This is a genomic window from uncultured Treponema sp. (genome assembly GCF_946187725.1).
Classification (GTDB): Bacteria; Spirochaetota; Spirochaetia; order Treponematales; family Treponemataceae; genus Treponema_D.
In genome coordinates, this window is the sequence record NZ_CAMHSK010000016.1 from 39,412 (window position 1) to 64,198 (window position 24,787).

Below are 24,787 nucleotides of genomic sequence, written 5' to 3' on the forward strand. Positions count from 1 at the left end.
TTAGTTGAAATTCGTGTAGAACAGCCTGTTCAAAAGGCTGACATTTTCATCTCTGAGCGGCACATAGCCTGTACAATCACGGACAAAGCGGCTCAGCAAAGGCTCCCTCGCGCCATTTACATACATGGCAGGATGAGAAGATTGAATCACGGAAGAATTACGGTAAACACAGAAGAACAGCCCCAACGAGCAGGTTTTCCCTGAAGCAGACCAGGAGCGGAAAACTGCGTCGTCAAGCGCAAGAATCAGCGAATCAGTGCCTTTTGACGAAGGTGCCAGCAAAGAAAGGCAGGACTTTACATCAACATAAAAATCAGTGGGAAAAGAAGCCGAACAGTAAGAAACGGCCTTTTCCGTGAAGATTTTCATTATTCTGTCGCGCTCAGCCTTATCATTTATTGAGGAAGCCAGCTGAAATGAATAATCCGAGAATTGAGTCACGAATGAAGGAATTTTGCTCAAATCAACGCATGAAAACGATGCATAGGCATAGTTTCCATAGGATTTTTCATATTGAGCGAAAATTGAATCGATCATGGACTCGCAGGATTTTTCACCAGCGGCAAAACGGGTCAAAAATTCCGTGTAGTTCCAGCCGCTTTCGGGAACAAGTGCGGGAGTTCCTGCCATGTAACAGGCACAGTCCGTAAGTTCGTATGCGCTTTCAAGGCACATTCCAAAGCAGGTATCAAAGCCTATGAGAGCGAGCTTCTCTCCATCCATTCCCTCAAAAACAGCCTTCCCCAGCTGAGAGATTGTCATGTAGGAGTCAGAAGCATTGTCAAATGCAACGGCACGGAAATTCCTGTTTTCAAAAGAATCTTCCCCGCAAACAAGTTCTGTTTCACTAGCCGCTTCCCGCCAGCCGCTTCCATGCCCCCAGAGAATCAGCGCATAATTGTCAGCAGGATAGGTTTTCCGTGCAAATTCACAGAAAGCACTCAGAGTCGAAGGATTCGCCATATCAAGTTCTGTCTGCGAACCGGATTTAAGGCAAAGCTCATCACAATCAAGCTCTTCGCTGACTATGAGCGTCTTATTCTGCTGCTCGTCACGGCAAATTCTGTAAAGACGGGTGTCCGTCCAGTCATCGTTAGTCGCGTCATATTTTTCTGCCCTGTCAAGAAGCGCAAGGACGGTAACGCTCTCGTCAAAATCCGCATTTTCCATCTCGTTAAAATCAGTGATTGCATCGGACTCAAGATTGTTGTCAGCCGCCATGTAAACAAGAATCGTCCATTCACGGTGAATTTCAATCACTGGCGGAGGTGGCGGAGGTGGCGGAGGCTCTTCCTCAATTTCTTCCTCGAACACTTCGTAGTCGGTAAAATCAGCGTCATCAACGATGTAGTCTTTCTCATCCTCCTTCACGCTTACCAAAGTCTCCACCGTTTCAGTATCAGTTTTTTCAGGTCTGGAATCGGGCTTTACAAGAGAATCCTGAGTTGAAAAATCCGTTCCGCAGGCAAAAAGAAGCAAAGCTAGTGGAAAAAGAAGCAAAAGCCTTAAAATTTTCATTCGCATGCCTCCCTGACACAGTACATTCCGTACGGATCTTTCCAGCAGCTTTTATCGCTATAGTTGATTTCACAGACAAAAATGTAATCGAGCTGATACGGCTCTGTCGGAACTACAGTCAGATAGGAATCTAAATCGATTATAAAGTCCACCACAGCCCCGGAACGAACCTTCCAGTCACATCTTGAAACGATACAGTTCGAGCCGATGAAAGGATTGTTTCCATCCGAATCATACAGCATGAAACAAAGCGTAAAATTCTCTATATCCTTTTTGCTCTCATTAAAGAATGAAAAGTGCATTCCTGCGAATTTGTGATTTTTCTCGCACTCGCCCAGTTCCACCCTCGGATTTGAGATTATGTACGGACACGCGAAAGTATCCATTGACTCACACCCGGAAAAGGTAAAGCTAAAAATTGATAAAAACACGGCACCAAAGAATAATTCCCATTTCTTTTTCATAAAGACCTCCGCTCTACTGGATTTTATCAAGGCACTTTTTCAGTGCTTCTTTTCTTTTTTCTGTTGGTGAAGCGCAGTATGCGACAAGACTTTTATAAGAACGATAGAAAGGATTTCGCTCGTTATAAGGCTTGTACTTTGACAGCAAATTCTTCGCTCCCTCAAAATTCTCTTCTTCAAGCAGAATTTCCATTTCTGACACAAGATTCTCCAGGGAATCCACCTGAATGCAGACGATTGATTTTCTGTCAGTGAAGCTAAACCTCAAGTCCGCGCTCTCCCAGCCGTTTCCGCCGCCCGTTATGTGATAATTTCCGGCAGAAACAGAATTGAACGAAAACATTCCGTTAATGTCAGTCACGGCATCAAGGCCAAGCCCCGCAGAAATGTGATAATTCGGTATTCCTTTTCCGCTCAAATCACAGACTTTTCCGGCAAGCACAGCCCTTCCCTCAAATTTCGTGCTTGCACATGACACGAAGGAAAAAGCACAAAGACAAAGTAAAATTCTAACGATTCTCATTCACGCGCTCCTGTTTCAAAAAGGCCATTCTGCCTTCCGAATTTCTGTAGCAGACGAAAATGCTTCCGTCATTTTTTTTGATTTCTCCGACCTTGCTTTTTGCGGCAAAGTTTTTAAGGGAATCCCTTTTATCTGAAATTAGTCCGGCTTTTTTCGGAACGATTTTAAGTTCCGGCCCGAAAAGATAGGCATAGCGGGAAGCCAGAAGGAGCGGACTGAAATCTTCTTTTTTACCATACTTGTCGAATGAGATTCTTACGCTGCCACGGTTTCCGTTTTCCGTCATAGAAAGCGATCTCACTGTCCACAATGAGTTTTCCGCCTCCAATCCGCATATTTTCAAGCAGGAATAAAGAATTGAGAAATCCGAAAAGAAAGAAAAATCCACACAGTCTTCCCCGTTCCGCTCGCTTTCAATCACTGCCCCAAGTTCACGAAGCTGCGAACGGATTGAAGCGATTGTTTTAGCATCATTTTCATGAGAAGCAATTTTTGAATCTGAATCAGGCTCATCGGATGCAAGCGAGCTTTTACCAGGAAGCACGTTCTGAAACGGCAGAATCACCTCAAAATGAGGCTCATTGTTCTTGAACGAAACGACGCAATACTGAGCATTGGTCACTTCCTCACAGTTGCAGCCATGAATCGAAAAAGTAGAAAGGCCACTGCTTTTCTTTCCGTCAACAGAATCTTTTCGCGAATAAGAAAATGCCGAAATTTTTCCGCCATGCGAGCTGATTGAAGCAAACACTTTCGGAAGAAGGCTTTCGGGGCTTTCAAGCGTAAACTTCTCTCCCGAAGAAGCTCCGTTTTCTTCAGCAAGGTAATCAGCCGGAGAAATTGTGTTTTCAGCGACTGCACTTCCAGTACACAGTTTTTCGCCAGAAATCAGAGATTTTGCAATCCTGAACGAAAGGATTCCAGTCAGCATAATCATAATAAGGCTCACAGCCCGGATAATCCTTGTACGCTGGCTGAATACGCTCCTTTTTGTGTTGTCTTCTATATATAAGTTTCCGCCCGCATTTTTGTATTGTGCAAGGCTGGATTTTTCCATCACGACGATTTCTGCCATCAGATTTTTCTTTTCGACGCAGTATTTTGCATCGTAACAGCAGCTCCCTGAAAAACGGGGATGCCTTTTTTCAAGCTCGCCGATTATAAATTTTCTGTGCTGTGAAAAAATTGACTTCCACGGCAAAAGAATTCTGTAAAATTCATAGTCTGATGAACGAATAATTGTTTTTTTCATTTTTATCTCCTATTTTTCCGTCACGGCCAGAACGAAATTGCTGCGCGTTCCAAGCCGCCACTCACATTTCATAAGTTTTTTTCTATCCTTCACGCCAACGGTTTCGACTTTGATTGAATCAAGTTCAAACAGAAGGTTGCAGTTTCTCAAAAAAGAATCCATCTCAGCCTCTTTCCCGCCATTCTTCTCACAAATCTTTATGAATGAAGAAGAAATCGACTTGTCGGTACAGAAGATAGCGTTCTTTTCAGAAAATCTTTTCCGGCTTTCCATGACAGCTTTCATATTTGAAGAAATGGTCATCGAAAACAGCGGAAGAAGGATTATCATCACAAGCACTTCAATCAGTTTCAAAAGTTTTAAGCTCCTCATCTGTTTCAGGATAATTTTTCCATTCTGCAAGAACACGCTCGTTTCTTTCCTTCATTGATGAATAGAAAACCGTGCTTTGTATTTCGAGATTTTCAAGTTTCATGCGGCTCAGTGCCACAAGCGTCATAAAGAAAAATGAAACTATGCAAAGCACGCCCATTCCAACAAAAAGTGCATAACCTGCATCTTTTGCAATTTTTTTATTCCCACGAAACAATGTCTTTGTCATTTCCATCTCCTCCTTCTTTTTTGTCTGCTCCATAAGATATGATTCCAAATGGCAGTCCTTTTGGCAGTTTTGAAGCATGTGCTGGACTGTCAGGAACTACATACAGGAAAGGATTTCCCCATGAATCTGAAAGAACCTTTCTGTCTGTATACGGACCTGCCCAGTTTTCAGCCAGCGGATACAGAACTGGCTCTTCCCACAAAGCAAGCAGTCCCTGTTCCTCAGTCGGGAAACGGGCACAGTCAGCAAAATAGTTCTGCAATGAAAGCCTGAGCTGCTCAATCTGATTTTTCGTTGCAGACACGCGGGCTTTCTGAATCAACTTGTGAGCGCAAAGCCCCACTTGTGAAGTCAGGATTGCCGTTACCGCAAGAACTGCAAGCGTTTCAACAAAAGTAAAACCAGAATCACGCTTGTTTTTCAGATGTGCGTAATTCTTCCTAGTGATGATTTTTTTCATCAAATACCTCCGATATTTGTTATGTATGGCAAAAAAGCCGTTTTTAGAATTAAAGTCACATATATCCCTGAAAGAATAAGAAGAATGGGCTGCACGGACGAAAGAATCATTTTTTCACGGCGCATTTTTCTTGAAGCAAGATAATCCGCCGTCTTTCCGAAGCCTTTTTTTTCTCCGGTTTCCTCGCACAGCGCAAGATTTACCGAAAGCAGACGACCTTCTTTCTTGAATCCCGCATCTTCAAAACAGGAGGAAAAGCAGTCCGCCACCGCTTCCCCATCCAAAAGTCTTTTCTTGACACCAACGAGTGCCTTTGACAGCTTCTTTTTTCCGCCGGTAAACGCAAGTGCACAGGAAACGGCCGCAAGAGTCGGAACAGAATTGGCAAGCAGAAAATCCATCGTTCTGAGAATATTTACGCAAGGTTCTGGAGCGAGATTTTTTTTCACAAAAATCAAAAGCATGACAAAAGCAGTTCCAAGCAAAAAATCGGACCTAAGCATTGATGCAATGGCTTCATCTCGCTCAATAATCTCATTCGGGAAAATCGAGGAAAATGAGGGCAAAACGAAAACTACTGATATAAATCCTGCAAAAGCCGTCAGAAGAAATACAAAACCGGGATAAAGCAATGCACCCAAAACTTTCTCACGGCACTCTTTTCCATGCAGAAGCAGCCCTTTCAAATAAAAAAGCACGGCGCCAAGATTTCCACAATTTTCTGCAACAGTAATGAAATCCAGATACCATGAAGGAACTTTCAAGTCCGGACTTGTCTCAAGGGCAAACGAAAACTTCACTCCAAGCAAAAGAGAGTCATGAAGAAAAACTGCGATTTTAGAAACTTTTTCATCCTCAAAGTCAATTTTCCCAAGAATTTCAAGCGAATTCTGCAATGAGAGTCCGCTGGAAATCAGTTCCGAAAGATGACTCGTTAAATCAAGAAGTCTCTGACTCTTAGAAAAAATAAATCTTCTCATTCATTCCCCCTTTGCTCCGGAAGCACAATCTGCGCTTCAAGATGAACTCCATTTTCATCAGGCATCAGCCTTTGAAAAATCATTGCCTTTAGTACTGTCGAAAATTCAGAAAAATCCACTCCAAGTTCTTTCATGCGAACCTCTGTTTCCTGAATGCCACCAGTGTGTACAGTCGCAAAAACAAGATGCCCTGTGAGCGAAGCCTGAAGTACCGTTCTGGCAGCCAGCGCATCACGAATCTCGCCGACGAAAATTACATCCGGATCCTGTCTGAACACAAACCTAAGTGCATCTGAAAAAGACATTCCGTTCTGCTCGTCCACATGAATCTGCGTCATTCCATCGAGCAGGTATTCAGGCGGATCTTCAATCGTGATGATTTTCTTTTTGCCGCAAGACAATTCATTTAATCTTGTCAGAAGAGAGGCCGCTGTCGTCGATTTTCCGCTGCCAGTTGCTCCGCAAATCAGCACAAGCCCCTGCTCATTTTCAAGCACTTTTTCTAGCAGAGCACAGTGTGATTCAGAAAATCCGAGTTCAGAAAGCGAAAGCGGTACACGGGAAACATTCAAAAGACGAAGAACCACGCTCTCACCAGCCCCGTTTCCAGAAACAGACGGAACACAGGAAACCCGTACGAAAACCTCATCTTTTCCGCGAAAGATAAACTGACCGTCCTGCGCCCTACGGCTTTCAAGCACATTCAGGTTGGAAAGGATTTTTATCCTGCGGACAAGCTCACGGCTTTTTTCAGGCGAAAGCGGGCAAATTTCCTCTAACCTTCCTGCGACTCTGAACCTTACGCACTTTTCTTCTATATGAATGTCACTCGCTTCTTTTTTTCCGGCCTCAGAAAGCAATGTGTCCAAAAGCATTCCCGCTTCACTCGCATCATTTTTCCGCTCATTCACACGGCAGCTTTCCGCATAGCGAAGGGAAATTTCATGCCTCAGTTTTTCGTCATCGATAGGCACGAAACGGCAGCTTGAAGCCACATCAAAGCGTTTTCCTTTCATTTCAAAATAGTTCTGAACCGACTTCGAAAGCTTTCTTTTCAATTCCTCGTTCGCAAAATCACGAATCCCGATTTTTACAAATTTCTCCATGCTCTCAAGCACGACGGCATCATTAAAAAGACTGAATGAAACGGAAAGATCGAATTTATCACTCATCCTTTGCTCCCGCTTTTTCAGCAATTTTTAGAATCCGGGTTTTGAAAGCCTCATTCCTTACCTTTGCGTTTTTTTCTTCAAAACCGAATATTTCTGCACTCGGAAGCAGATAAATCACAAGTTCTGTTTTTTCAACGGATTTTTCGCTTGCCTTAAAAAGATTGCCAACGAACGGAATCCTTGAGAAAAACGGCACGCGCGAAATATTTTCCGTTTCTTCTTCCTGGACAAGACCGCTTAAAACCACAGGTTCACCGCTCTTAGCCCGCACTTCCGTAGTAACCACTTTTTCACTTGTAGGCGGCGGATTTCCAGTTGTCGTGGACAAGTCAGTTCCTTGCCTTGAAACGCTGGCAGTGATTCTGCTCGTTATCATGCCGTCGCCCGTTACAGTTCCGCATACCTCAAGCTTCAGGCCAGAAATGATTTCCTTCGTGATTCCCGAATAAATCGGCTCGCCTGTCTCTGGATTGAGATTATTGTCCCGATAGCGGTAAGTGTTCGTATTTTGAAAATTGATTGCCTTTCCGCTCACACCATTCAATGTGGTGTCTGCATAGACCTTTGCCTTTGACTCGCTTATCGCAGTCTGAAGTTCGCCCGCAAACTTGAGTCCAAAAGCACCTATTACATCAAGATTCAAATTGAGCACGCTGCCAAGTTGAACGGCCCCGTCCGTCTTATCACCCATTTTTGCCCGACCGGCCTTGAATTTCGGAGTCCATTCCCGGCCGCTCGTTGTCTGATACTGCATGATGAGAAGGTCGTAGCGCACGCGGGAAACTGGTTTATCAATCAGAGGCAGCTCTTCCAAAAGACGCTCATAGGCAGAATCTGAACCTGAAAAGAAAAAGCTGTCGCCATGCCCCGTATCGCTTATAGAAGCTTTTTCAAGAAATGGAGGAATATGCGCCATAAAATCCTCCGTCCGAATATATTTCAACTGGACAAAACGCATTTTCTCTTTCACATCAATCTCTGAAACGAATTTCATCACTTCAAGGGCTTTTTCTTCATCAGCAAGAAAGATAAAGCCCATTCCGTCATCAAGTAAAATGCACTCAATTTCAGGGAATCTTTTTGCAATCAAAGAGATGCAGGCGGTATTTTTCAGAAATTTCAATTTAACGCCTTTCCATTCCTTTCCAAGCTGAGAAAGCTGATTTTTGTTCCTGCATGGAAGAATGAAGTAAAGGCCGTCCCGGACAGAAAACTGAGCATCCGCCTGCATACATAGAAGTGAAAGTGCCTCATCAAAAGAAGACGCCTTAAAGGAAGAACGCATGATTTTTGACTCATTCGTAAGGGCATAGCAAAACTGCTTTTTTGCCTGAGCAAAAAGTCTTTCCGCTACAAGCGACATGCTTGAATTCTGAACATCGACATACCAGATTCCGTCCTTTTCGATTAACGAAACCTTTCCCGCATTCCCGCCCGGATTTACAGATGAAGAATTCCTTGCGACATGAAAAGCACCTTCCCCTTCTTTTTCCAGAGAAAAGCCCATGCAAAGCCCGGTAATTCTTTTCAAAAGTTCTTCAGTCGAACAGAAACCTGTATGCAGGCTGACTTTCACTGAAGGCAGTGAATCGTAAGTCACGCAAAGTCCTGTCGAAATCGCACACTTTTCAAAAAGCTGCATCGGACTAACATCAAAGGCATCAAGAGAATACAAATCATTGTTTCTCTGAATGAGGATTCGGCTTACCGTCCACCGGTTTTCCCCACGCTCAACATAGAGCCTGGACTGCAGCAAAAAGGCATCAAAAGATTCCGAAAAGTTCTCCCCTGTACATCTGAAATCAGCTTTTCCTGAAACTGTATCGTCAGCAGAAATCGAAATTCCAGTGTAAAGAGAAAGCGCATACAGAATTTCATGAATGTCTTTGTCAACGAACTCATAGGCTTCTTCGCAGTGCAGTTTCGTACATGGCAGAAAAGCAAGCACAAAAATCACCGCCCAGACTCCAAGGCCCTTTCTTTTAAAAAACACAAATCACCTCCAGAACAGTTTTTGAATTTGCAGAGCTTCAAATGGCAAAAGACGATTTTTTTGAAACCTGCATCTTTCCCTGTTCTGTATATTTATTTGAAAAAAAAATCATGTTTCGGCAATCTGTTTGAAAAAAAATTGATTTTTTTTGTGTTTTTTTGCATTTTTTTTTGTATAATTCGATTTATGGGGTCAAATTTCCAGGACGACACAGTTTTTTCCGTCACAAAGCTCACTTCTGCAATCAGGGATTTGCTTGAAGGAACCTTCTCAAACATCACTCTTGAAGGTGAAATTTCAAATTACCGGCCGAATTCAAGCGGCCACCTGTACTTCACTTTAAAAGACGAAGGCGCTCAAATTTCAGCCGTAATGTTCAGAGGCAGGGCAATGAGCCTTGATTTCATTCCAAAAGACGGCATGAAAGTCAAATGTACTGGCTCTGTTTCAGTCTATGCGCCACGAGGAAATTATCAGATTATCATCACAAAGATGGAAATCGCCGGTTCAGGAAACATACTCCAGATTCTCGAAGAACGAAAAAAGCGCCTCGCTCAAGAAGGGCTTTTCAACTCAGACCGAAAGAAGCCAATTCCGCGTTTTTCCAAGCGAGTTGGAATCGTCACAAGCCCAACAGGCGCTGCCCTCAGGGATATTCTTCAAATCACAAAAAGGCGCAATCCCGGCATTGATGTTGTAATTCTTCCGGCACTGGTCCAAGGAGAAGGTGCTGCCATTACAATCGCAAACATGATTAAAACTGCAAACGACTTTTCTTTATGTGATGTCCTCATTGTTGGCCGTGGCGGAGGTTCCCTTGAAGACCTGCTTCCGTTCAGTGAAGAAATTGTCGTGCGGGCCATTGCAGATTCAGAAATTCCCGTTGTGAGTGCGGTCGGTCATGAAATCGACTGGGCGCTTTCTGACTATGCGGCAGACATGCGTGCGCCCACACCTTCAGCAGCAGCCGAACTCGTCGTTCCAAAGCAATCTGATATTCTTGAAGGACTTTCCGCTTATAAACAAGAATTTTACAATCAAATCACTTCAAAAGTTGAACGGCTCAAACTCATGATAAAGTCTTTCGATGTTGCGAATATGGAAATCAGATTCCGTTCAATTGAACAGCCTCTTTTAAACCGCCTCGAAAATGCACGGCAATCTTTAATCGAAGGCATGAACACAAAAATCAAAGATACAAAAACGCTCATACAGCAGAAAGTCCAGATTCTTGAAGAAGCAAGCCCTCAGACAATCCTGAACCGGGGATACTCTATGGTCAGAACACAGGATGGAAAAATCGTCCGAACTTCACAAGGTATCACAAGCGGAACAAAACTTGAAATCACGCCAGCAAACGGAAAGATTTTTGCAGTGGCAGAGTGATTTTTCATGCGGATTTAAAAAAACATTCCGATAATAATAGAGTATATCTAAAATCATAGGAGACTCAGGTGAAACGCACACTTTTTACAATAATTGCAATTTTTTCATTTTTTACGCAGTTTTCTTTCTCTCAAAATGCCTCTGACTATGCAAAAGCATCAGTCTCAATCAAGTTCTACGACCGCACGATGTACTATGCCGGCAACAAGGAAGACAACCCGATTTATGTTGATGTCGCAATCACGAACAAGGGAACTGACACCCTCCGCTTCAAGCTTGCAGACGACAGGATGTTCTCACTTGACTTCTTCGCATACACAATCAAGAACACTACTCTCCCAAACACAAAAGACTTGATTATCAAGCGCTCAACAAACCAGACCGTTTATTTCCGTGAGCTTGCGATTGAACCTGGTGAAACATATTCTTTCGTTGAAAATGTAAAGAACTATATCCAGATTGATGAGCCGTCAATTTACTACCTTGAAATGCATTTCTATCCAGAACTTTACAAAACAAAGATGATAGAAATCGTATCAAACCGACTCAGCCTTGATGTCAGACCGGCTCCATCAGCATCATCATCAAGCGTACTTCTCGTTGAAAACAAAACAAGCGCACTCTTAAAGCCTGAAGCTATTTCTCCAGACAAAGTTATTGAGCAGACAATCACTGCACGACAGAAAACGCTTTGGGATCAGTACTTCCTCTACATGGACATCGAACAGATGATGGTCCGAAACAGCGAAGTCAACCGAAAATACAAAAATGCAAGTGCTGACGAACGCAACAGAATGTTAAATTCTTACAAAGCCGACCTCATGCAGAACAGAATCGACTACGACATTGTAAGCATTCCAGAGCGATTTGAAATCGAAAACACATCATATTCACAGACAGAAGGCTCAGTTTCTGTTATCGAATGGTTCAAATATCCTAATTTCAGTGAGAAAAAGCGTTACATTTACAAAGTCAGACAGCGGGACGGAATCTGGCAGATTTACGACTACTCAGTAACAAATTTAGGAACCGAATAATATGAAAGCTCTTCTTGTAGCCGATAATGAAAAAGCGATAAATAATATATCTCAAGTTCTCAAAACCGCAGGTTACGACATTATTGTCTACAGATGGCTTTTAAAAGCATTGGACAATATCGAAGAAATAGCACCTCATCTCATCGTTATAAGTACAGGAGATTATCCACGACACTGGAAAACACTTGCACAATACGCTACCAGTGGTTTTGGTGACTACACTCCTCAGGTAATTCTTTATACAGACGAAAATTTCAATGAAGAAGAACAGAAAAAAGCTGAAATCTTAAAAGTACGCGGATTTTTTGACTCAATCGGCGTGGACGGACTTGATAAACTCAGGGAGATTTTAGCCAAAAAAGATGATATTTTTTCAGGACACCTTACAGACGAAGATTTTGAGCAGGAAACAGCAAGCGTAGAAGATTTGGAAGAACTCATTGAAGATGAAAAAGCCGCAGACCGACTTGAAGAAATCGCAGCAGATGAACGAGCCGCCGAAAAGCTGAAAAATCTTGAAGAAACCGAAGAAATTCCAACAGTCGAAGAACTGATGAAAACTCCCTATGACGAAGAAAACAGCGTCACCCTCCCCGGAGTTGATGAATTAAGAAAACTTCTCGAAAGCGAATCCGTACTTGAAGAAGAACAGGAAATTGAAGCTGAAGCAGAAAGTGAAGCATTAGCTGAATCAGAATCAGAATGCGAACCGGAAAACGAAAGCGAAGCATTAGCTGAAGTAGAAAGCGACATCGAACCGGAACTTGAAAGTGAACAGGAAAGTGAATGCGAATCCGTACTTGAATCTGAAGAAGAAACAGAATGCGAACCGGAAAGTGAATCAGAAATCGAAAAAGAATTTGAAGATTCAGAAAATGATGATATAATTGAAGCAGATGGAGAAAATAATATGTCTGATGAACAGAGCATTGACGAAAAACTGGCCGCTATCATGAATGCTAACAAGGCAGACGCAAAAGAAAAAGCCGAAGCCCTCAAACTCGACACAGAAAAAGCAAGTGCCGTCTCATTTGTTTTCACAAATCCGGTTACCCTTGCAATGGTTTCTGGTGTCGCAAGGAATTACAACGGTCTCGTACTTGAGTTCACTCCCGACATTCCTTCTTTTATACTCAACCTCTCTCCCGGCACAAAAATTTCCGTTGCCTCAATGAAAATCGATGACAAAATAGAAAATGTTTTTGCAGAGGTTATGTCAAACGACGCAAAAAAACTCGCTCTGGCGATTAAGAAAATCAGTTAAAAAATGAAAAAACAGTCAGCAAAATTCTTCTGTGAAAACTGCGGGGCAGAAGTTCCACAGAATGCAAAAGTATGCAGGCACTGCGGAAAGTTCTTCTCATCCGTACGCTGCCCTGTATGCGGAACTACAGGTACCCCAGGAAAATTCACAAACGGCTGTCCCACATGCGGATATGCCGTCGGACAGGGGCAAAAAGTAAATGCTCCCAGCCAAAAAGAGCTCCCCGCCTCACGAAAATCAAAAAAAGCACTTCTCAACGCAATTGATTCAAGAAATCCGCTCGGTACCCGAAAAAAGCGATCGAATGACGGTTCGCTTCCAGTCTGGTCATTTTTTGCACTAGCGGCAATTCTGATTCTTTTTGTGTGTTGTGCCGCAAAATATCTCGGAATATCATGATTTTTTAACTCAAGTCCATATAAGAAAATTGACAAACAAAGACTTTTTCTATATAATTGGTATACATTTTATAAGCCCGAATGGCGGAATTGGCAGACGCGCTAGGTTCAGGTCCTAGTGAGGGCAACTTCATAGGGGTTCAAGTCCCCTTTCGGGCAAAAACTTACCGCAGCAAGTAATTTTTTACGGTATTTGAACCTTCCAGACAGTATTATCAAGCGAATGAACACATGGTTATCTACACCATGTGTTTTTTTTTGCCCTTCCCTCTTTTTCATGATATTCAGTATTGTTTTGCCAATGTGTCAACAAGCTGCAAAACAGCAGTTTTTTCTTTTGCAGAAAGTTTTTCCAATTGATTTATGAGCGTGCTGTATTTGTAATAAAGTTTTTGTGACTGACTATTTTCAATTTGCTCATCCTCGCAGTCCAAAAGCCTTTCAAGAGGAACATTAAGGATTTTTGCAATGCGTAATGCAGTATCGGCAGAAGGAATGCTGTCCCGTTCGATTGCCTTATGAATCGTTACTTCCTTAATGCTTGCCTTGTAAGCTAACTCTTTACGGCTAATGTTTTGGTATTCCAATTCATAACTTACATTTGTCCAAAAACTCATAAATAAACCATAAATACTATTGTCTATTTTCGCTTGAACAATTCGACTATTGTATATATAATTAGACTTATGTCTAATCTACACAAACAAAATTAGACTATAGTCAAAGCACAGTAAGTAAAAACTATTCTTTACTGTGTATCCGGCGAAAATCTGTTAGGTTGATGGCATATTATGCCACTTGCTGTTAGCAAGGGAAATCATCCGACACTTTCGCACTAAAGGAAATAAAATCTTTGGGGGATTTTATGAAAAAATTATTTGGACTACTGACAGTTGTTGTCGGTATACTTTTTGCAAGCTGTGCGTCAACATCACAAAAAGTTGAATCATTTACCTTTGATTTTTCAAAAGATTTTTATCCAGGAATTGGATATGTATGCTTAAACGGTTCCAGCTTCAAAGACGCTCATTTCGTAAAGGCAGATGTTGTAAAAAATGAGTATGTATTTGAAAAAGTGTCTTGCACAGCCGCTTTGGTTCCAATTTATTTAACTTTGAATGTTACAGTTCAGAAAGACGGTAAGCTGAACTACGAATACAGCGATTTATACTACAAAAAAGATAAGAGAAAGCTTGAACTCGGCCCGTTAGTTACAGTTTCTTCAATCGAAAACGATTTTAATAAACTTTTGCCAAAAGTATTCGCTGATGAAACTCTCTACAATGCGACAAAAGCAAAATTCTTTGAAGAACCGGGAATGCTTCAGGCAATGACAAAAGGACTTACAGATATTCGTGCAGCTAAATTTGCTGAAATGGTAAAAGACGCTCCTATTAATATGCCGGTAACTGTTTTAGAAGCAAAAATGAATAAGGCCGAAAATAATAAAAATTACAAATATTATATTTCTGCCTATGCTTCCGTAAGCACATTGTCTTCGATTCATTTTGTTTATTACACAAATGATGCTGAAAAAGCAGAAGCTGCACAAGGCGATAAGATTAATATAAAAGGATTAATCAAAGATTTTTCTAAAAATCCATATTTAATCGATTTCCTTGCATTTACCGTTGTAGATGCAGAGTAAAATAAATTTTTATTATAATTATTAGAAAAATAATTAGAAACAGAAACTAACAAATTTAAAAAAAAGGGCTGTCCGTTAATCTTTGAAGTGTGAAATGCACCCCTAAAGTTGGACAGCCCTTTTTCTATTACTAAAAATCAAGTTTACAGTGCGGCACTTCCTGTGTTCATATTGGTCAGGAAAGCCTCGTTGTTTCGGCTCTTTTTCATCTGCTCAAGAATAAGCTCGGTGATTTCTGCATCTTCCATCGGGTTAATAACTTTACGCAATACCCAAAGTTTCTGAAGTGTTGCCTCATCAAGCAAAAGTTCTTCCTTTCGAGTTCCAGATTTTTTGATATTGATTGCCGGGAAAAGACGACGCTCTGCAAGACGCCGGTCAAGGTCAATCTCAGAGTTACCAGTACCCTTAAATTCCTCAAAGATAACCTCATCCATGCGGCTACCAGTATCAATAAGTGCAGTTGAAATGATTGTGAGTGAACCGCCTTCTTCGATATTTCGTGCGGCACCAAAGAATCGCTTTGGCTTGTGGAGTGCGTTAGAATCAACACCACCAGAAAGAACCTTTCCAGAGGTCGGAACCGTCTGGTTATAAGCACGCGCAAGACGAGTGATAGAATCAAGAAGGATTACGACATCCCTTTTGTGTTCAACGAGTCGTTTTGCCTTCTCAAGAACCATTTCTGCAACCTGAACATGGCGTGTCGCCTGCTCATCGAATGTTGAAGAAATAACCTCGCCCTTGATTGCCCTTTCCATGTCCGTAACTTCCTCTGGGCGTTCGTCGATAAGAAGAACGATGAGGTAAACTTCCGGGTTGTTTGCAGTGATTGCGTTTGCGACCTTCTGCAAAATAGTTGTTTTACCGGCTTTTGGAGGAGCAACGATAAGCAGACGCTGGCCTTTACCGATTGGGGCAAACAGATCAATGATTCGAGTGCTGTATTCAGTGGAAATTGTCTCAAGTGTAAGCTTTTCTTTTGGATAAAGAGGCGTAAGGTTCTCGAATGGAACTCGTGTCTGTGCTACGCGAGGTTCATCGAAGTTGACAGTCATGATTCGAAGAAGGGCAAAGAATCGTTCGCCTTCTTTTGGAGAGCGTGTCTGACCGTAAATTGTATCGCCAGTCTTTAAGTTGAAAAGACGAATCTGGCTCGGTGAAATATAAATGTCATCAGGACCAGGAAGATAGCTATTCTGAGGGCTTCGTAAGAATCCATATCCGTCAGGAAGGATTTCCAAAGAACCTGAAGCAAAAATCAAGCCTCCTCGCTCGGTGTGGGACTTGAGGATTACAAAGATTAAGTCCTGCTTTTTCATTGCAGGAAGTTCTTCTTCTGGATAGCCGTATTCAATTGCCAGATTTCGAAGTTCCGGCATGCTCATCTTTGTCAAATCATTGATTAAAAGTTTAGGTTTTGCCTCAAACTCTTCTGGATTTTCAATAATCTGTGCCTGTGCGGTTGCTTCGTCACGGGCGGCATTTCGCGCAGCGATTCTGTCACGGTAGCTCATTCGGCGATCAAAACGCCCTCTGTTATTGTCTCTTGGATTGTTATAATTTCGGTAATTTCGATAATTGCGCTGATTCTGGAAGCCCTGCTCACCAGACTGCTGTTCTGAAGCATTTTCAGCATTTTGATTAATCTGAGCGGAAGCTGTTCCTTCATCCGCACCATTCTCATGATTTTCAACATTTTCGCCAGAGCTGACAGAAGAAGATTCTGCAAGTTCTGGATTAACTGACTCGTATGAATCCGGCTGTTTTTCAATATTTTCGTTTTCGGCAGGAGCATCGCTTTTTTCTTCCTGAGGCTCGCTTTTTACAGCAATACGACGGCGACGCACAACTTTTACAGGTTTTTCTACTTCTGCAGCGGGAACATCAGTATTTGAAGCAGATTCGCTTGCTTCAGCAGCATTTTTTGAAGTTTCTGGTGTGGAATCTGATTGCTGCAAATCTAATTCCGGCTGAGGATTTTCTGAAGCGGCAGCATTTTCTTCACTAGCTGCGGCAGAACGGCGTCTTGAAATCAATGCCATTTGAATGTCTCCATGAGATAAAAGAATTTATATAAACTAAAAATAAAACACATGATTTTTATAGTAAAAAAAGGATTTTCGACAATTAAAAAAGATGCTTAAAATTCCAAATAAAAAAAATATAATTTATTAAACCATGATTCTTCATAAATGTCAACAAGGGCTTTTTGCTGCTGCATAGGGGAAATGCTGCTCTTCACGCTATTTATGAATGTCCAGATTTCTTTTGTTCCATGTTGAAGGATTGTAAAGTTCAAGTTCTGTAATTTCCTTCCAGCGATATTTTGGAAAGGTCGGAGGAAAAAGAGGTTTTGGAGCAGGCTTTTTGCGTTTGTTGTTCTCTTCGACAGTGGAAAGCAGCAAATCCCGCTCCCCCGCTTCCGGAACCTTCACAAGATAAGGTTTTCCAAAAGCAACGATTCCTCCGTCACTGTCATAAAAAGCAGGCTTTCCGAAATTTGTTGATTTCTGAATGTTTCTGATTTTTGAGCTTCTGCCAGTCGTACACTGAAAGACATTTGAACCAATACGCAAATATTTATCAACAGAGAAAATTTTATCACCGTCAGAAAAAGTAGCCTTAGCATAGGTATAATCCATGTCTGAAAGCCAATAACGAATCTTGTAGATTTCCTTTTCGCCATCGTTCACAAAATACGACAGAACTTCTTTTTCAAAAATCGGCTGTGCTATTGAAATTCCGTTTGCACTAGAGGCTGCACGGTAAAAACCGTCACGAGAGCCGGCGACAGATTCTTCTGTAAGATTCTCAGAATTGCCACTTAGATTCAAATCCGTAATTTCTGCACTGTCCTTAATCAAAAAATCCATGAAAATTTTGTCGTCAAGAACACAAACCGGAATCAGAACAGGAAGTTTTTCATGAGGATATTTTACTGAAAGCTCATAAACTCCAGCTGTTTTAGACGGGTTTTCACAAATCGTGATGTACTGAACCTGAATGTCTTCAGCAGGAGATTTTGTCGTATTGTTCCGGTCGCGGGATTTTATTTCTGAAAAGGAAGCAGGTTCTGAAGCGCGGTCATTGTACCATTGGTAAAAAACGCGCAGAACAAGAGCAAATTCGTTCTGATTGGAGAACATAACAAGCCGGTCTTCTCCCTGCCAGATTCCCTGTAAAAGAGACGGCACTGTTTCAGAAAGAAGATGAGGTGTTACAGCAGGCAGAGAGGATTCTTCATTGCGGACGGACACAACACCTTCCGAAGTCGCAGAAGACTGTGCAAACCCCGTATTTGCAAGGAGAAAAATCGAAATACTAACTAAAAGCTCTTTTCTCATATTCGCTGTTTATCAACGCATTTTTATCGGCCGGTGAGTTTAGGCACACCTGCCCTTGAAACCGGCCAGAACCGGTAGGAAGTTGTACCAAGCATCCTCGAACGGTTCACATACTGCGGACTCATATCACTCACATAAGTCGCACTATAATTATCGGCAGGAGACAGCTTTGCATTCCATCTTTCATAAGAATGACGCATATCAAGCGAGTTGAAACGATTATCCCCCATCATAAAATAACAGTTTTCCGGGATATAGCGAGGACTTCCATCATCAGCATTAGCCGGGAAAATAGGCATATTCCTCAAATCAAGAAGCATTACATAAGTATAAAGTTTTTGAGCCTCAACAAGATTTTCGTTCTGCTCAGAATCATGCTGCCATGAGCTCACATCAGAACCAGAAAGGAAAAGCTGGGCATTTCTAAGAATCATTTTGCCAGAAAGCCTTTTTATCATCAGGTTGAGCCGATAATTTGCCTCAGAATAAAAATCGCCTTTAAAATCAGGAATTTTATCGCACCAGTCAGTCATAAACGCAGAGAACCATTCAGAGCCGTTTTCTGTTGAAAGCAAGCTGGCTGTAAAATAACCGGAATTTATGAACAGCGAATACACGCTCATCTGCTCATCGTTTAAATTTAATTTACCGCTTTTTACATTGGAAGATTTTCGGTACAGCGAGTCAAAATCAGAAGCAATTTTCTTACATTCAACAGCAAGTTCTCCAAGATTCAGATTTCTCCGTTCATCCTCAACTGAAAGCATGGAAGCATAATCATTTTCGCTCAGAGGGAAATCCCTTATGCCCTTTTTAAGCGAAGGCTTGACTGCATTTAAATTCCAGGTAGCCCAGGTCGAATCCAGCTCAACAGGCTTAAATTCAGGAGAATCTTTTGTTCTGGAATACAAAATGCCATCCTGCATCATAAGCTGCTCGCCTTCAACGCCGCATACTCTTTTTACAAGAGGATCGGCTTTCTGATTGCCATTTTCATCGACATTCAGGTTAACTTTTGTAAGAGTACACATATAAACGAGCTGCGAAATAAAGGTTCGGACTTCAGATTTACGGTCATTTGCATAATGAGGATTTCTGAAAACAACGATATCGCCGCGATTATATTTCTTTATGTAAGGCAAACCGACATCAGAAAGCGGGAATTTTGGCGCACTAAGCGTCTTAAAAACGACAACCCGGTCTTTGATTAAAAATTCAGGAACCATTGACTCAGAAGGAATCTCATAAAGCTGCACGATAAAAACATTAAGAAGAAGAACCATGAAAACGGCCTGTACAAGCGCATCAATCCAGCTCAAAGCTTCTCGAACTGTTGAATTTACAAATGATTTTTGAGCAGGATTTTTTCGTTCTGCCTTTTTTTCTTCTATATAGGTATGCCAGTCTTTGCTAACTTTCCCAATGCGTTTTGGATTGAGGAAATAAAGGATTACAAGAGAAAGAGCCGAAGAGACAATCCACAAAAGAACCGAAAGAAAATCAATGGCATACGGAGTGCCTTCTTCACCAGCACGCCTTAAAACAAAACTTACAAGAAGAATATAAGGAAGATACTGCAAAAGTTCCCGAAATACCGCAATAAAAGCAAGATTCCGTTCTGCAAAAAGTTTTTTTATTGAAAAGAAAGCAAGTGCAGCGACAAAAACAAGCGAAAGTGGTAATGCTGCAAGAGAAATATCAGCATGAAAAGAAATGAGTGAAAGGGAAAAAAGAGCCGAAGAAACACAGCAGGCAAAAGTGAGCCTGAAAATTCTTTTTATATTCATGAAGCTATTATAACAAATCTGGACAGATTAAACCATATTTTTTTCAATAAAACAATTTTATCCTTGTCTTTACTCAGTTTTATGGATAAATTTAGATTATGGATATAATTAAAATCAGCACCGATTCGCTTACGCTTTTTTCAGGTCTCTCTCAGGATTCCTTTTCAAAAACAAACACTGCTTCCCTTCTCGGTGAAAAATGCACGCTCATTCACATTGACAATGAAACTTTTTCTTCGGAATCATACTACTTTGACTCAACCCGAACTGATGAAAACGGAAATGCTTTTTTTTCAGGAAAAGCCGTAAAAGGAAAACTTCTTTCTAATATCCTCCAAAAAGATAATTCAAGTCTAAATGAAAACGAAATATTCGCGCTTACCGCATTTTGTAAATCGCTGGAATTTGCTTCCACTATGGATGATTTTTCCGGAACAGTCGGAGCAGGCGGAATCATCATCGGCAGCGACTGTCACAACAAAAAGGCAGACATTCTTTTCATTTCAGAGAAACTTTTTGATGAATGTGCAATCCACAATAAAACCGCATACCCGCAAGTTCAGGGCAAATATCTTTACAAAGGGCTGGATTTTCCCGCTTCACTCTTCTTTTTACGCGCAGTTGTCGCATATAAGCTGCTCACGAATCACCTTCCTTTTGAAAAGGATGACACCACAAAGAGACAGGAAGATATTTATGACGAAAATTTCATCCCTCTCAAATTATGGAATCCTGAAATAAATCAAAAACTGTCAGAAAGCATCGAAAATGCACTCCGTCTCAAAATCAAGCAAGAAATTACAGCTGGAAAAAGAGCCATAACAGACGCAAAAACCGAACGAAAAAGACGAAAACAGCTCAAAAAAGCCATGGAATTCGACACCACTCTCTTTAAGGCAGAATTGGAAAAAATCGCCGCAGGCAAAGTTCACGACGAAATAAAAAATACGGAGCTCGAAGCAAAGAGAATTGCTTTCAAAAAGAAGAATGAATCAATCCTTTCTGTAAAAAGATTCATCAGGCGCAACAAAAACAGAATTCTTGCAGGTATGGCTGTTGTTTTTGTCGGTGCATGGTGGCTTTCAGGTTTTCTCAGGCAGAACGCAAAACTTGTAACGACCGTAGGACTTGATTCGGTGCAAACAACTCACGCTCTTTACACAATGATTCATCGGATTGATGTTCCAAACCTCCAGGAAATTCTCAAAGGCAAAGAAACCAAAGACCTGTTCGTAAAAATGAGTGGATTTTTCGTCGGCACAAAACAGCGTCTCGAATTAAGCCCGGACAACGGAACATTAAGTCCTGAAAAATGGTTTTTCTACAAAAAAACATCAAAAAACTGGATGTTCGGAATCACCAATCTAAAAATCGATGGAAAAGATTTTAATGCGCAAGCTGAATTTGCAAGAAGAAAGGACAAGCCACTAGCCATCACTCAGGAAAACGGCAAAATCCTTAACAAAGGCGATGAAATCACTCATACAGCAGAATATTTCTTTATCCAGCAGTCAGAAGCGAAATTCATGATTGAAAAAATGAGCGATACAGTTACCCTCCGCTGGAACGGTAAAAAATGGAATGTAGTCAAAATCGAAAGCAAAACAAAGACCGAAAATGTAAAGGCAAAATCTTTTATCGAAGAATACTATGATATTGTAGGAGATAATCCACAAGATTCACCGACATCAAGAGTCCATACGGCAATCGAAGCAATGCGGACAAAATATGAATGGATTCCACGCGAAGAGGATTTGCGGATTGCGGCGGAGTCTCTTGTGAAAGAATATGGCAGTGCTGAGGCAGAAAAATACCTGAATACTTCAAAATGACACTTTTTCATTTTTTGTCATATTGACAATTTTTCGTTAGACATATACACTTTTTGTATCAAACGAAAGAGGTGTAAAATGGCTTTTGAATACAATCTTGAAAAGCAGCACGCTAAAGGAAAACTTCACGCAATCGAGCGAATCAACGCTCTTGTGGATAAAAACAGTTTTATGGAAATTTACGCTGCAGCTCGTCACCAGTGTACGAACTTCGGCATGGATAAAAAAGACATCCCTTATGACGGCGTAATCACTGGCTTCGGTACGATTAACGGCCGCAAGATTGCAGTCTACTCTCAGGATTTCACGGTTCAGGGCGGCTCACTCGGAAAAGTTCATGGTGAAAAAATCGCTGAACTTATTGCAAAGGCAATCGAATACAAATGTCCTGTTATCGGTGTTAATGATTCAGGCGGAGCGAGAATTCAGGAAGGCGTAGACGCTCTCTGCGGTTACGGCGAGATCTTCAAGCAGAATGTACGCGCTTCAGGCGTTATTCCTCAAATTTCAGTAATTGTCGGTCCTTGTGCCGGAGGTGCTGTTTATTCTCCTGGCCTCACTGATTTCATCTTCACAGTTGATAAAATCTCAGAAATGTACATCACAGGTCCAAAGGTTGTAAAACAGGTAATGTTTATGGACATTTCATCTGAGGATTTGGGCGGTGCCGCAATCCATGCTCAGAAATCTGGCGTTGCACACTACCGCGCTACAAGTGAAAGTGACTGCTTCGAAAAGGTAAAGGAACTCTTAAACTACATTCCGCATTTTTACGGAGACAAAATCACTGCAAATGAGAAATTCAAGTTCTCATCAAAAAAGAACAAAGATATTCAGAATGTTCTGCCAGAGACAAGTACAAAAGGCTATGACATTAAAAATGTAATCAACAATGTAATCGATGATGATTCATTCTACGAGATTATGGCTGAATTCGCAGGCAATGCTGTAACAGGCTTTGGTAAAATCGAAGGAAAGACTGTCGGAATCGTAGGAAACAATCCGGGCTTCTTCGGCGGTGTATTAAACTGCGACGCCTCTGACAAAATTTCCCGATTTGTCCGCTACTGCGACTGCTATGACATCCCTCTCCTTACTTTCGTAGATGTTCCAGGATTCATTCCAGGTCCACAGGAAGAACAAAAAGGCATCATCCGTCACGGAGCAAAATTGCTCTATGCCTACAGTGAAGCTAGCGTTCCAAAAGTAACTGTCATCACACGAAAGGCTTACGGTGGAGCGTATATTGCAATGTGTTCAAAACATCTTGGTGCCGATTTCGTTTACGCATGGCCAAAAGCAGAAATTGCTGTAATGGGTGCAGAAGGTGCAATCGGAATTCTCTATGCAAAAGAAGCAGACCCGAATGTAAAGGCACAGAAAGGTCAGGAATACCGTGAAACCTTCATGACTCCGACAATCGCTGCTCAAAGAGATTACATTTCAGCAGTCATCAATCCAGAAGAAACACGCGAACGGGTTGTACAGAGTTTCAAATTCCTTGAAGGTAAAACTTCAAGTGATATTGTTGCCAAAAAGCACGGAAACATTCCACTGTAAAATCCGTATTAAAGCAAAAAGCAGTCAGCAATTAACTGACTGCTTTTTTTATGCAAAAAAAAACAGAACAAGCGAAATGCCGTTCTGTTTTCAATTTCTTTTTTTATTGATTAGTCGTCTTCGTAACCACGCATACTTCGCAGGTAAGCAAGATAATATCCACCACCAACAAGAATAGAACCACCAACCAAATTGCCCAAGGTTACTGGAAGAAGATTTGATACAAAAAATCCAAAGAAAGGAGTATTTCCGGAAACTCCATAAACATGCTGTGCAATCATTCCAGCTGGAATAAAATACATATTAGCTACAGAATGTTCAAATCCACAAACTACGAAAAGGAAAATCGGCAGATAAAGTGCGATGATTCTTCCGCTCAACTCCTCCGCTGCCTGGCTTGCCCATACCGCAATACAAACAAGAACATTACAGAGGATTCCCTTGAAGAATGCGTCAATGAAAGGCATATTAGCTTTTACAGACGCAGTAGTTACAACGGCCTTAACAAGTTCTCCATTATAAAGAGAAAGAACATGACCATAGTTCACGAGAAAAGCAATAAAACAGCTACCGACCATATTTCCTAGATATACAATGGCAAGATTCTTAAAAAAATCAAGAAGCGAAATCTGATGGTCAAGCACAGGAATAAAAAGAAGACAGTTGCCTGTAAAAAGCTCACCGCCCGCAATGATGACCATTGCAAGACCAATAGGGAAAATTAAGCCGCTCAAGACACGCCCAGCTGCCACGGGAACAACGCCACATGAAACAATCTGACTACCCAGAGCACCCAAAGCAATGAAACCGCCTGCAAAAATTGCAAGGATAAATGTTTTGAAAACCGGCTGCTCCGTTTTTGTAGAACCGAGCAAAGAATACATTTTGATTAATTCTGAAGGCAAATGCATAGTTTTTCCTAATTTTATATAAGTTATATTATGTTAACAAATTTATCACTTTAAATTGTTTTTGTCCACAAAAAAATGCCCCAATCCAATCGTCAAGACAACAGGATTGAGGCATAAGAATTATCTTAGCACAAGAATTTCTCAGTGCTCTCTAAAACTCCGTGAGGAATTTTATTTTGACTCAATAGCGTCGATGTAAGAAAGATTCAATCTTCCCTGCTTGTCAACTTCGAGCAATTTTACAGGAATCTGCTGACCTTCTTTGAGGACATCAGTTACCTTCTCTACGCGACCGCGTGAAAGTTTGGAAATGTGGCACAAGCCTTCTTTTCCTGGCAAAATCTCAACGAAAGCACCGAATTCCATAATTCGTTTTACAGTTCCGTTATAAATCATGCCGACTTCAGGATCTTCGCAGATGCCTTTGACAGCAATTTTTGCTTCTTCAGCAGCTTTACCGGTTTTTCCGTAAATCTGAACTGTTCCGTCATCTTCAGTATTGATTGTAACACCGTACTGAGCACAAAGAGCCTTAATGTTCTTTCCGCCAGGTCCGATGAGAGCACCAATCTTGTCCGGAGCAATCTTCATTGTGAGAATTTTTGGAGCAAACGGGCTGATTGGCTGAGGCTTGTCGATGCACTTCTCCATGAT

The 24,787-nt window shown here is 41.5% G+C and carries 23 protein-coding genes and 1 tRNA gene; 8 read left to right on the plus strand and 16 right to left on the minus strand.

The genetic code is table 11. The features are described from left to right. From Q0Q74_RS07760 to Q0Q74_RS07805, 10 genes are read right to left on the minus strand one after another with little or no spacing between them, the layout of a single operon-like run. Complete coding sequence (locus tag Q0Q74_RS07760) at positions 1-1,518, minus strand: clostripain-related cysteine peptidase (protein ID WP_294429781.1); 1,518 nt, start codon at positions 1,516-1,518, stop codon at positions 1-3. After that, complete coding sequence (locus Q0Q74_RS07765) at positions 1,515-1,982, minus strand: hypothetical protein (RefSeq protein WP_294429782.1); 468 nt, start codon at positions 1,980-1,982, stop codon at positions 1,515-1,517. The genes Q0Q74_RS07760 and Q0Q74_RS07765 overlap by 4 nt, the downstream gene beginning before the upstream one ends. A gap of 13 nt (positions 1,983-1,995) precedes the next feature. Continuing rightward, positions 1,996-2,505 (minus strand): carboxypeptidase-like regulatory domain-containing protein, encoded by a 510-nt coding sequence (locus Q0Q74_RS07770; RefSeq protein WP_294429783.1) that lies wholly within the window; start codon positions 2,503-2,505, stop codon positions 1,996-1,998. Further along, complete coding sequence (locus Q0Q74_RS07775; protein ID WP_294429784.1) at positions 2,492-3,757, minus strand: hypothetical protein; 1,266 nt, start codon at positions 3,755-3,757, stop codon at positions 2,492-2,494. Before Q0Q74_RS07775 ends, Q0Q74_RS07770 begins: the two co-directional genes overlap by 14 nt. 9 nt (positions 3,758-3,766) lie before the next feature. Continuing rightward, entirely contained in the window at positions 3,767-4,111 is a 345-nt protein-coding gene (locus Q0Q74_RS07780) for a hypothetical protein (protein ID WP_294429786.1), read from the minus strand. Continuing rightward, on the minus strand, positions 4,098-4,358 hold the full coding sequence (locus Q0Q74_RS07785) for a hypothetical protein (protein WP_294429787.1): 261 nt from the start codon (positions 4,356-4,358) through the stop codon (positions 4,098-4,100). Before Q0Q74_RS07785 ends, Q0Q74_RS07780 begins: the two co-directional genes overlap by 14 nt. Beyond that, positions 4,330-4,818 (minus strand): type II secretion system major pseudopilin GspG, encoded by a 489-nt coding sequence (gspG, locus tag Q0Q74_RS07790; RefSeq protein ID WP_294429788.1) that lies wholly within the window; start codon positions 4,816-4,818, stop codon positions 4,330-4,332. Before gspG ends, Q0Q74_RS07785 begins: the two co-directional genes overlap by 29 nt. Continuing rightward, complete coding sequence (locus tag Q0Q74_RS07795) at positions 4,818-5,798, minus strand: type II secretion system F family protein (RefSeq protein WP_294429789.1); 981 nt, start codon at positions 5,796-5,798, stop codon at positions 4,818-4,820. The genes gspG and Q0Q74_RS07795 overlap by 1 nt, the downstream gene beginning before the upstream one ends. Beyond that, entirely contained in the window at positions 5,795-6,970 is a 1,176-nt protein-coding gene (locus tag Q0Q74_RS07800; protein WP_294429790.1) for a GspE/PulE family protein, read from the minus strand. Before Q0Q74_RS07800 ends, Q0Q74_RS07795 begins: the two co-directional genes overlap by 4 nt. After that, positions 6,963-8,963, minus strand: coding sequence for a type II secretion system protein GspD (locus tag Q0Q74_RS07805; RefSeq protein WP_294429791.1), 2,001 nt, complete (start codon positions 8,961-8,963; stop codon positions 6,963-6,965). The genes Q0Q74_RS07800 and Q0Q74_RS07805 overlap by 8 nt, the downstream gene beginning before the upstream one ends. A 186-nt stretch (positions 8,964-9,149) precedes the next feature. Between Q0Q74_RS07805 and xseA the strand changes: the two genes are divergently transcribed. The 5 genes from xseA (at position 9,150) to Q0Q74_RS07830 (ending at position 13,207) form a co-directional block, all read left to right on the plus strand. Next, complete coding sequence (gene xseA / locus Q0Q74_RS07810) at positions 9,150-10,349, plus strand: exodeoxyribonuclease VII large subunit (protein WP_294429792.1); 1,200 nt, start codon at positions 9,150-9,152, stop codon at positions 10,347-10,349. Positions 10,350-10,417: 68 nt separating this feature from the next. After that, the gene (locus Q0Q74_RS07815) at positions 10,418-11,386 is read left to right on the plus strand and encodes a hypothetical protein (RefSeq protein ID WP_294429793.1); all 969 of its coding nucleotides are present in this window, start codon (positions 10,418-10,420) and stop codon (positions 11,384-11,386) included. 1 nt (position 11,387) lies between these two features. Beyond that, positions 11,388-12,650: a hypothetical protein gene (locus Q0Q74_RS07820; RefSeq protein ID WP_294429794.1), complete on the plus strand. Its 1,263-nt coding sequence runs from the start codon at positions 11,388-11,390 to the stop codon at positions 12,648-12,650. A gap of 3 nt (positions 12,651-12,653) precedes the next feature. Further along, complete coding sequence (locus Q0Q74_RS07825; RefSeq protein WP_294429795.1) at positions 12,654-13,049, plus strand: zinc ribbon domain-containing protein; 396 nt, start codon at positions 12,654-12,656, stop codon at positions 13,047-13,049. A 74-nt stretch (positions 13,050-13,123) separates the two neighbouring features. Continuing rightward, positions 13,124-13,207: transfer RNA gene (locus tag Q0Q74_RS07830), tRNA-Leu, on the plus strand. A 125-nt stretch (positions 13,208-13,332) separates the two neighbouring features. On the opposite strand, the gene Q0Q74_RS07835 is transcribed toward Q0Q74_RS07830, so the two are convergent. After that, positions 13,333-13,665, minus strand: coding sequence for a helix-turn-helix domain-containing protein (locus tag Q0Q74_RS07835; protein WP_294429796.1), 333 nt, complete (start codon positions 13,663-13,665; stop codon positions 13,333-13,335). A gap of 248 nt (positions 13,666-13,913) precedes the next feature. Between Q0Q74_RS07835 and Q0Q74_RS07840 the strand changes: the two genes are divergently transcribed. Beyond that, the gene (locus Q0Q74_RS07840; protein ID WP_294429797.1) at positions 13,914-14,696 is read left to right on the plus strand and encodes a hypothetical protein; all 783 of its coding nucleotides are present in this window, start codon (positions 13,914-13,916) and stop codon (positions 14,694-14,696) included. A gap of 143 nt (positions 14,697-14,839) precedes the next feature. On the opposite strand, the gene rho is transcribed toward Q0Q74_RS07840, so the two are convergent. The 3 genes from rho to lepB form a co-directional block, all read right to left on the minus strand. Beyond that, complete coding sequence (gene rho / locus Q0Q74_RS07845) at positions 14,840-16,741, minus strand: transcription termination factor Rho (protein WP_294429798.1); 1,902 nt, start codon at positions 16,739-16,741, stop codon at positions 14,840-14,842. A gap of 201 nt (positions 16,742-16,942) precedes the next feature. Then, entirely contained in the window at positions 16,943-18,043 is a 1,101-nt protein-coding gene (locus Q0Q74_RS07850; protein WP_294429799.1) for a hypothetical protein, read from the minus strand. Positions 18,044-18,066: 23 nt separating this feature from the next. Continuing rightward, complete coding sequence (gene lepB / locus Q0Q74_RS07855) at positions 18,067-19,830, minus strand: signal peptidase I (protein ID WP_294429801.1); 1,764 nt, start codon at positions 19,828-19,830, stop codon at positions 18,067-18,069. Positions 19,831-19,928: 98 nt separating this feature from the next. Between lepB and Q0Q74_RS07860 the strand changes: the two genes are divergently transcribed. Both Q0Q74_RS07860 and Q0Q74_RS07865 read left to right on the plus strand, forming a co-directional pair. Next, positions 19,929-21,662: a hypothetical protein gene (locus Q0Q74_RS07860; protein ID WP_294429802.1), complete on the plus strand. Its 1,734-nt coding sequence runs from the start codon at positions 19,929-19,931 to the stop codon at positions 21,660-21,662. Positions 21,663-21,740: 78 nt separating this feature from the next. Next, the gene (locus tag Q0Q74_RS07865; protein ID WP_294429803.1) at positions 21,741-23,222 is read left to right on the plus strand and encodes an acyl-CoA carboxylase subunit beta; all 1,482 of its coding nucleotides are present in this window, start codon (positions 21,741-21,743) and stop codon (positions 23,220-23,222) included. 110 nt (positions 23,223-23,332) lie between these two features. Here Q0Q74_RS07865 and Q0Q74_RS07870 read toward each other — a convergent pair whose 3' ends face one another. Together Q0Q74_RS07870 and Q0Q74_RS07875 are read right to left on the minus strand one after the other, a co-directional pair. Continuing rightward, positions 23,333-24,133, minus strand: a complete 801-nt coding sequence (locus Q0Q74_RS07870; RefSeq protein WP_294429804.1) for a formate/nitrite transporter family protein — start codon at positions 24,131-24,133, stop codon at positions 23,333-23,335. Positions 24,134-24,304: 171 nt separating this feature from the next. Next, positions 24,305-24,787, minus strand: a 483-nt coding sequence (locus Q0Q74_RS07875; protein WP_294429805.1) for a S1 RNA-binding domain-containing protein, incomplete at its 5' end; no start/stop codon positions are given.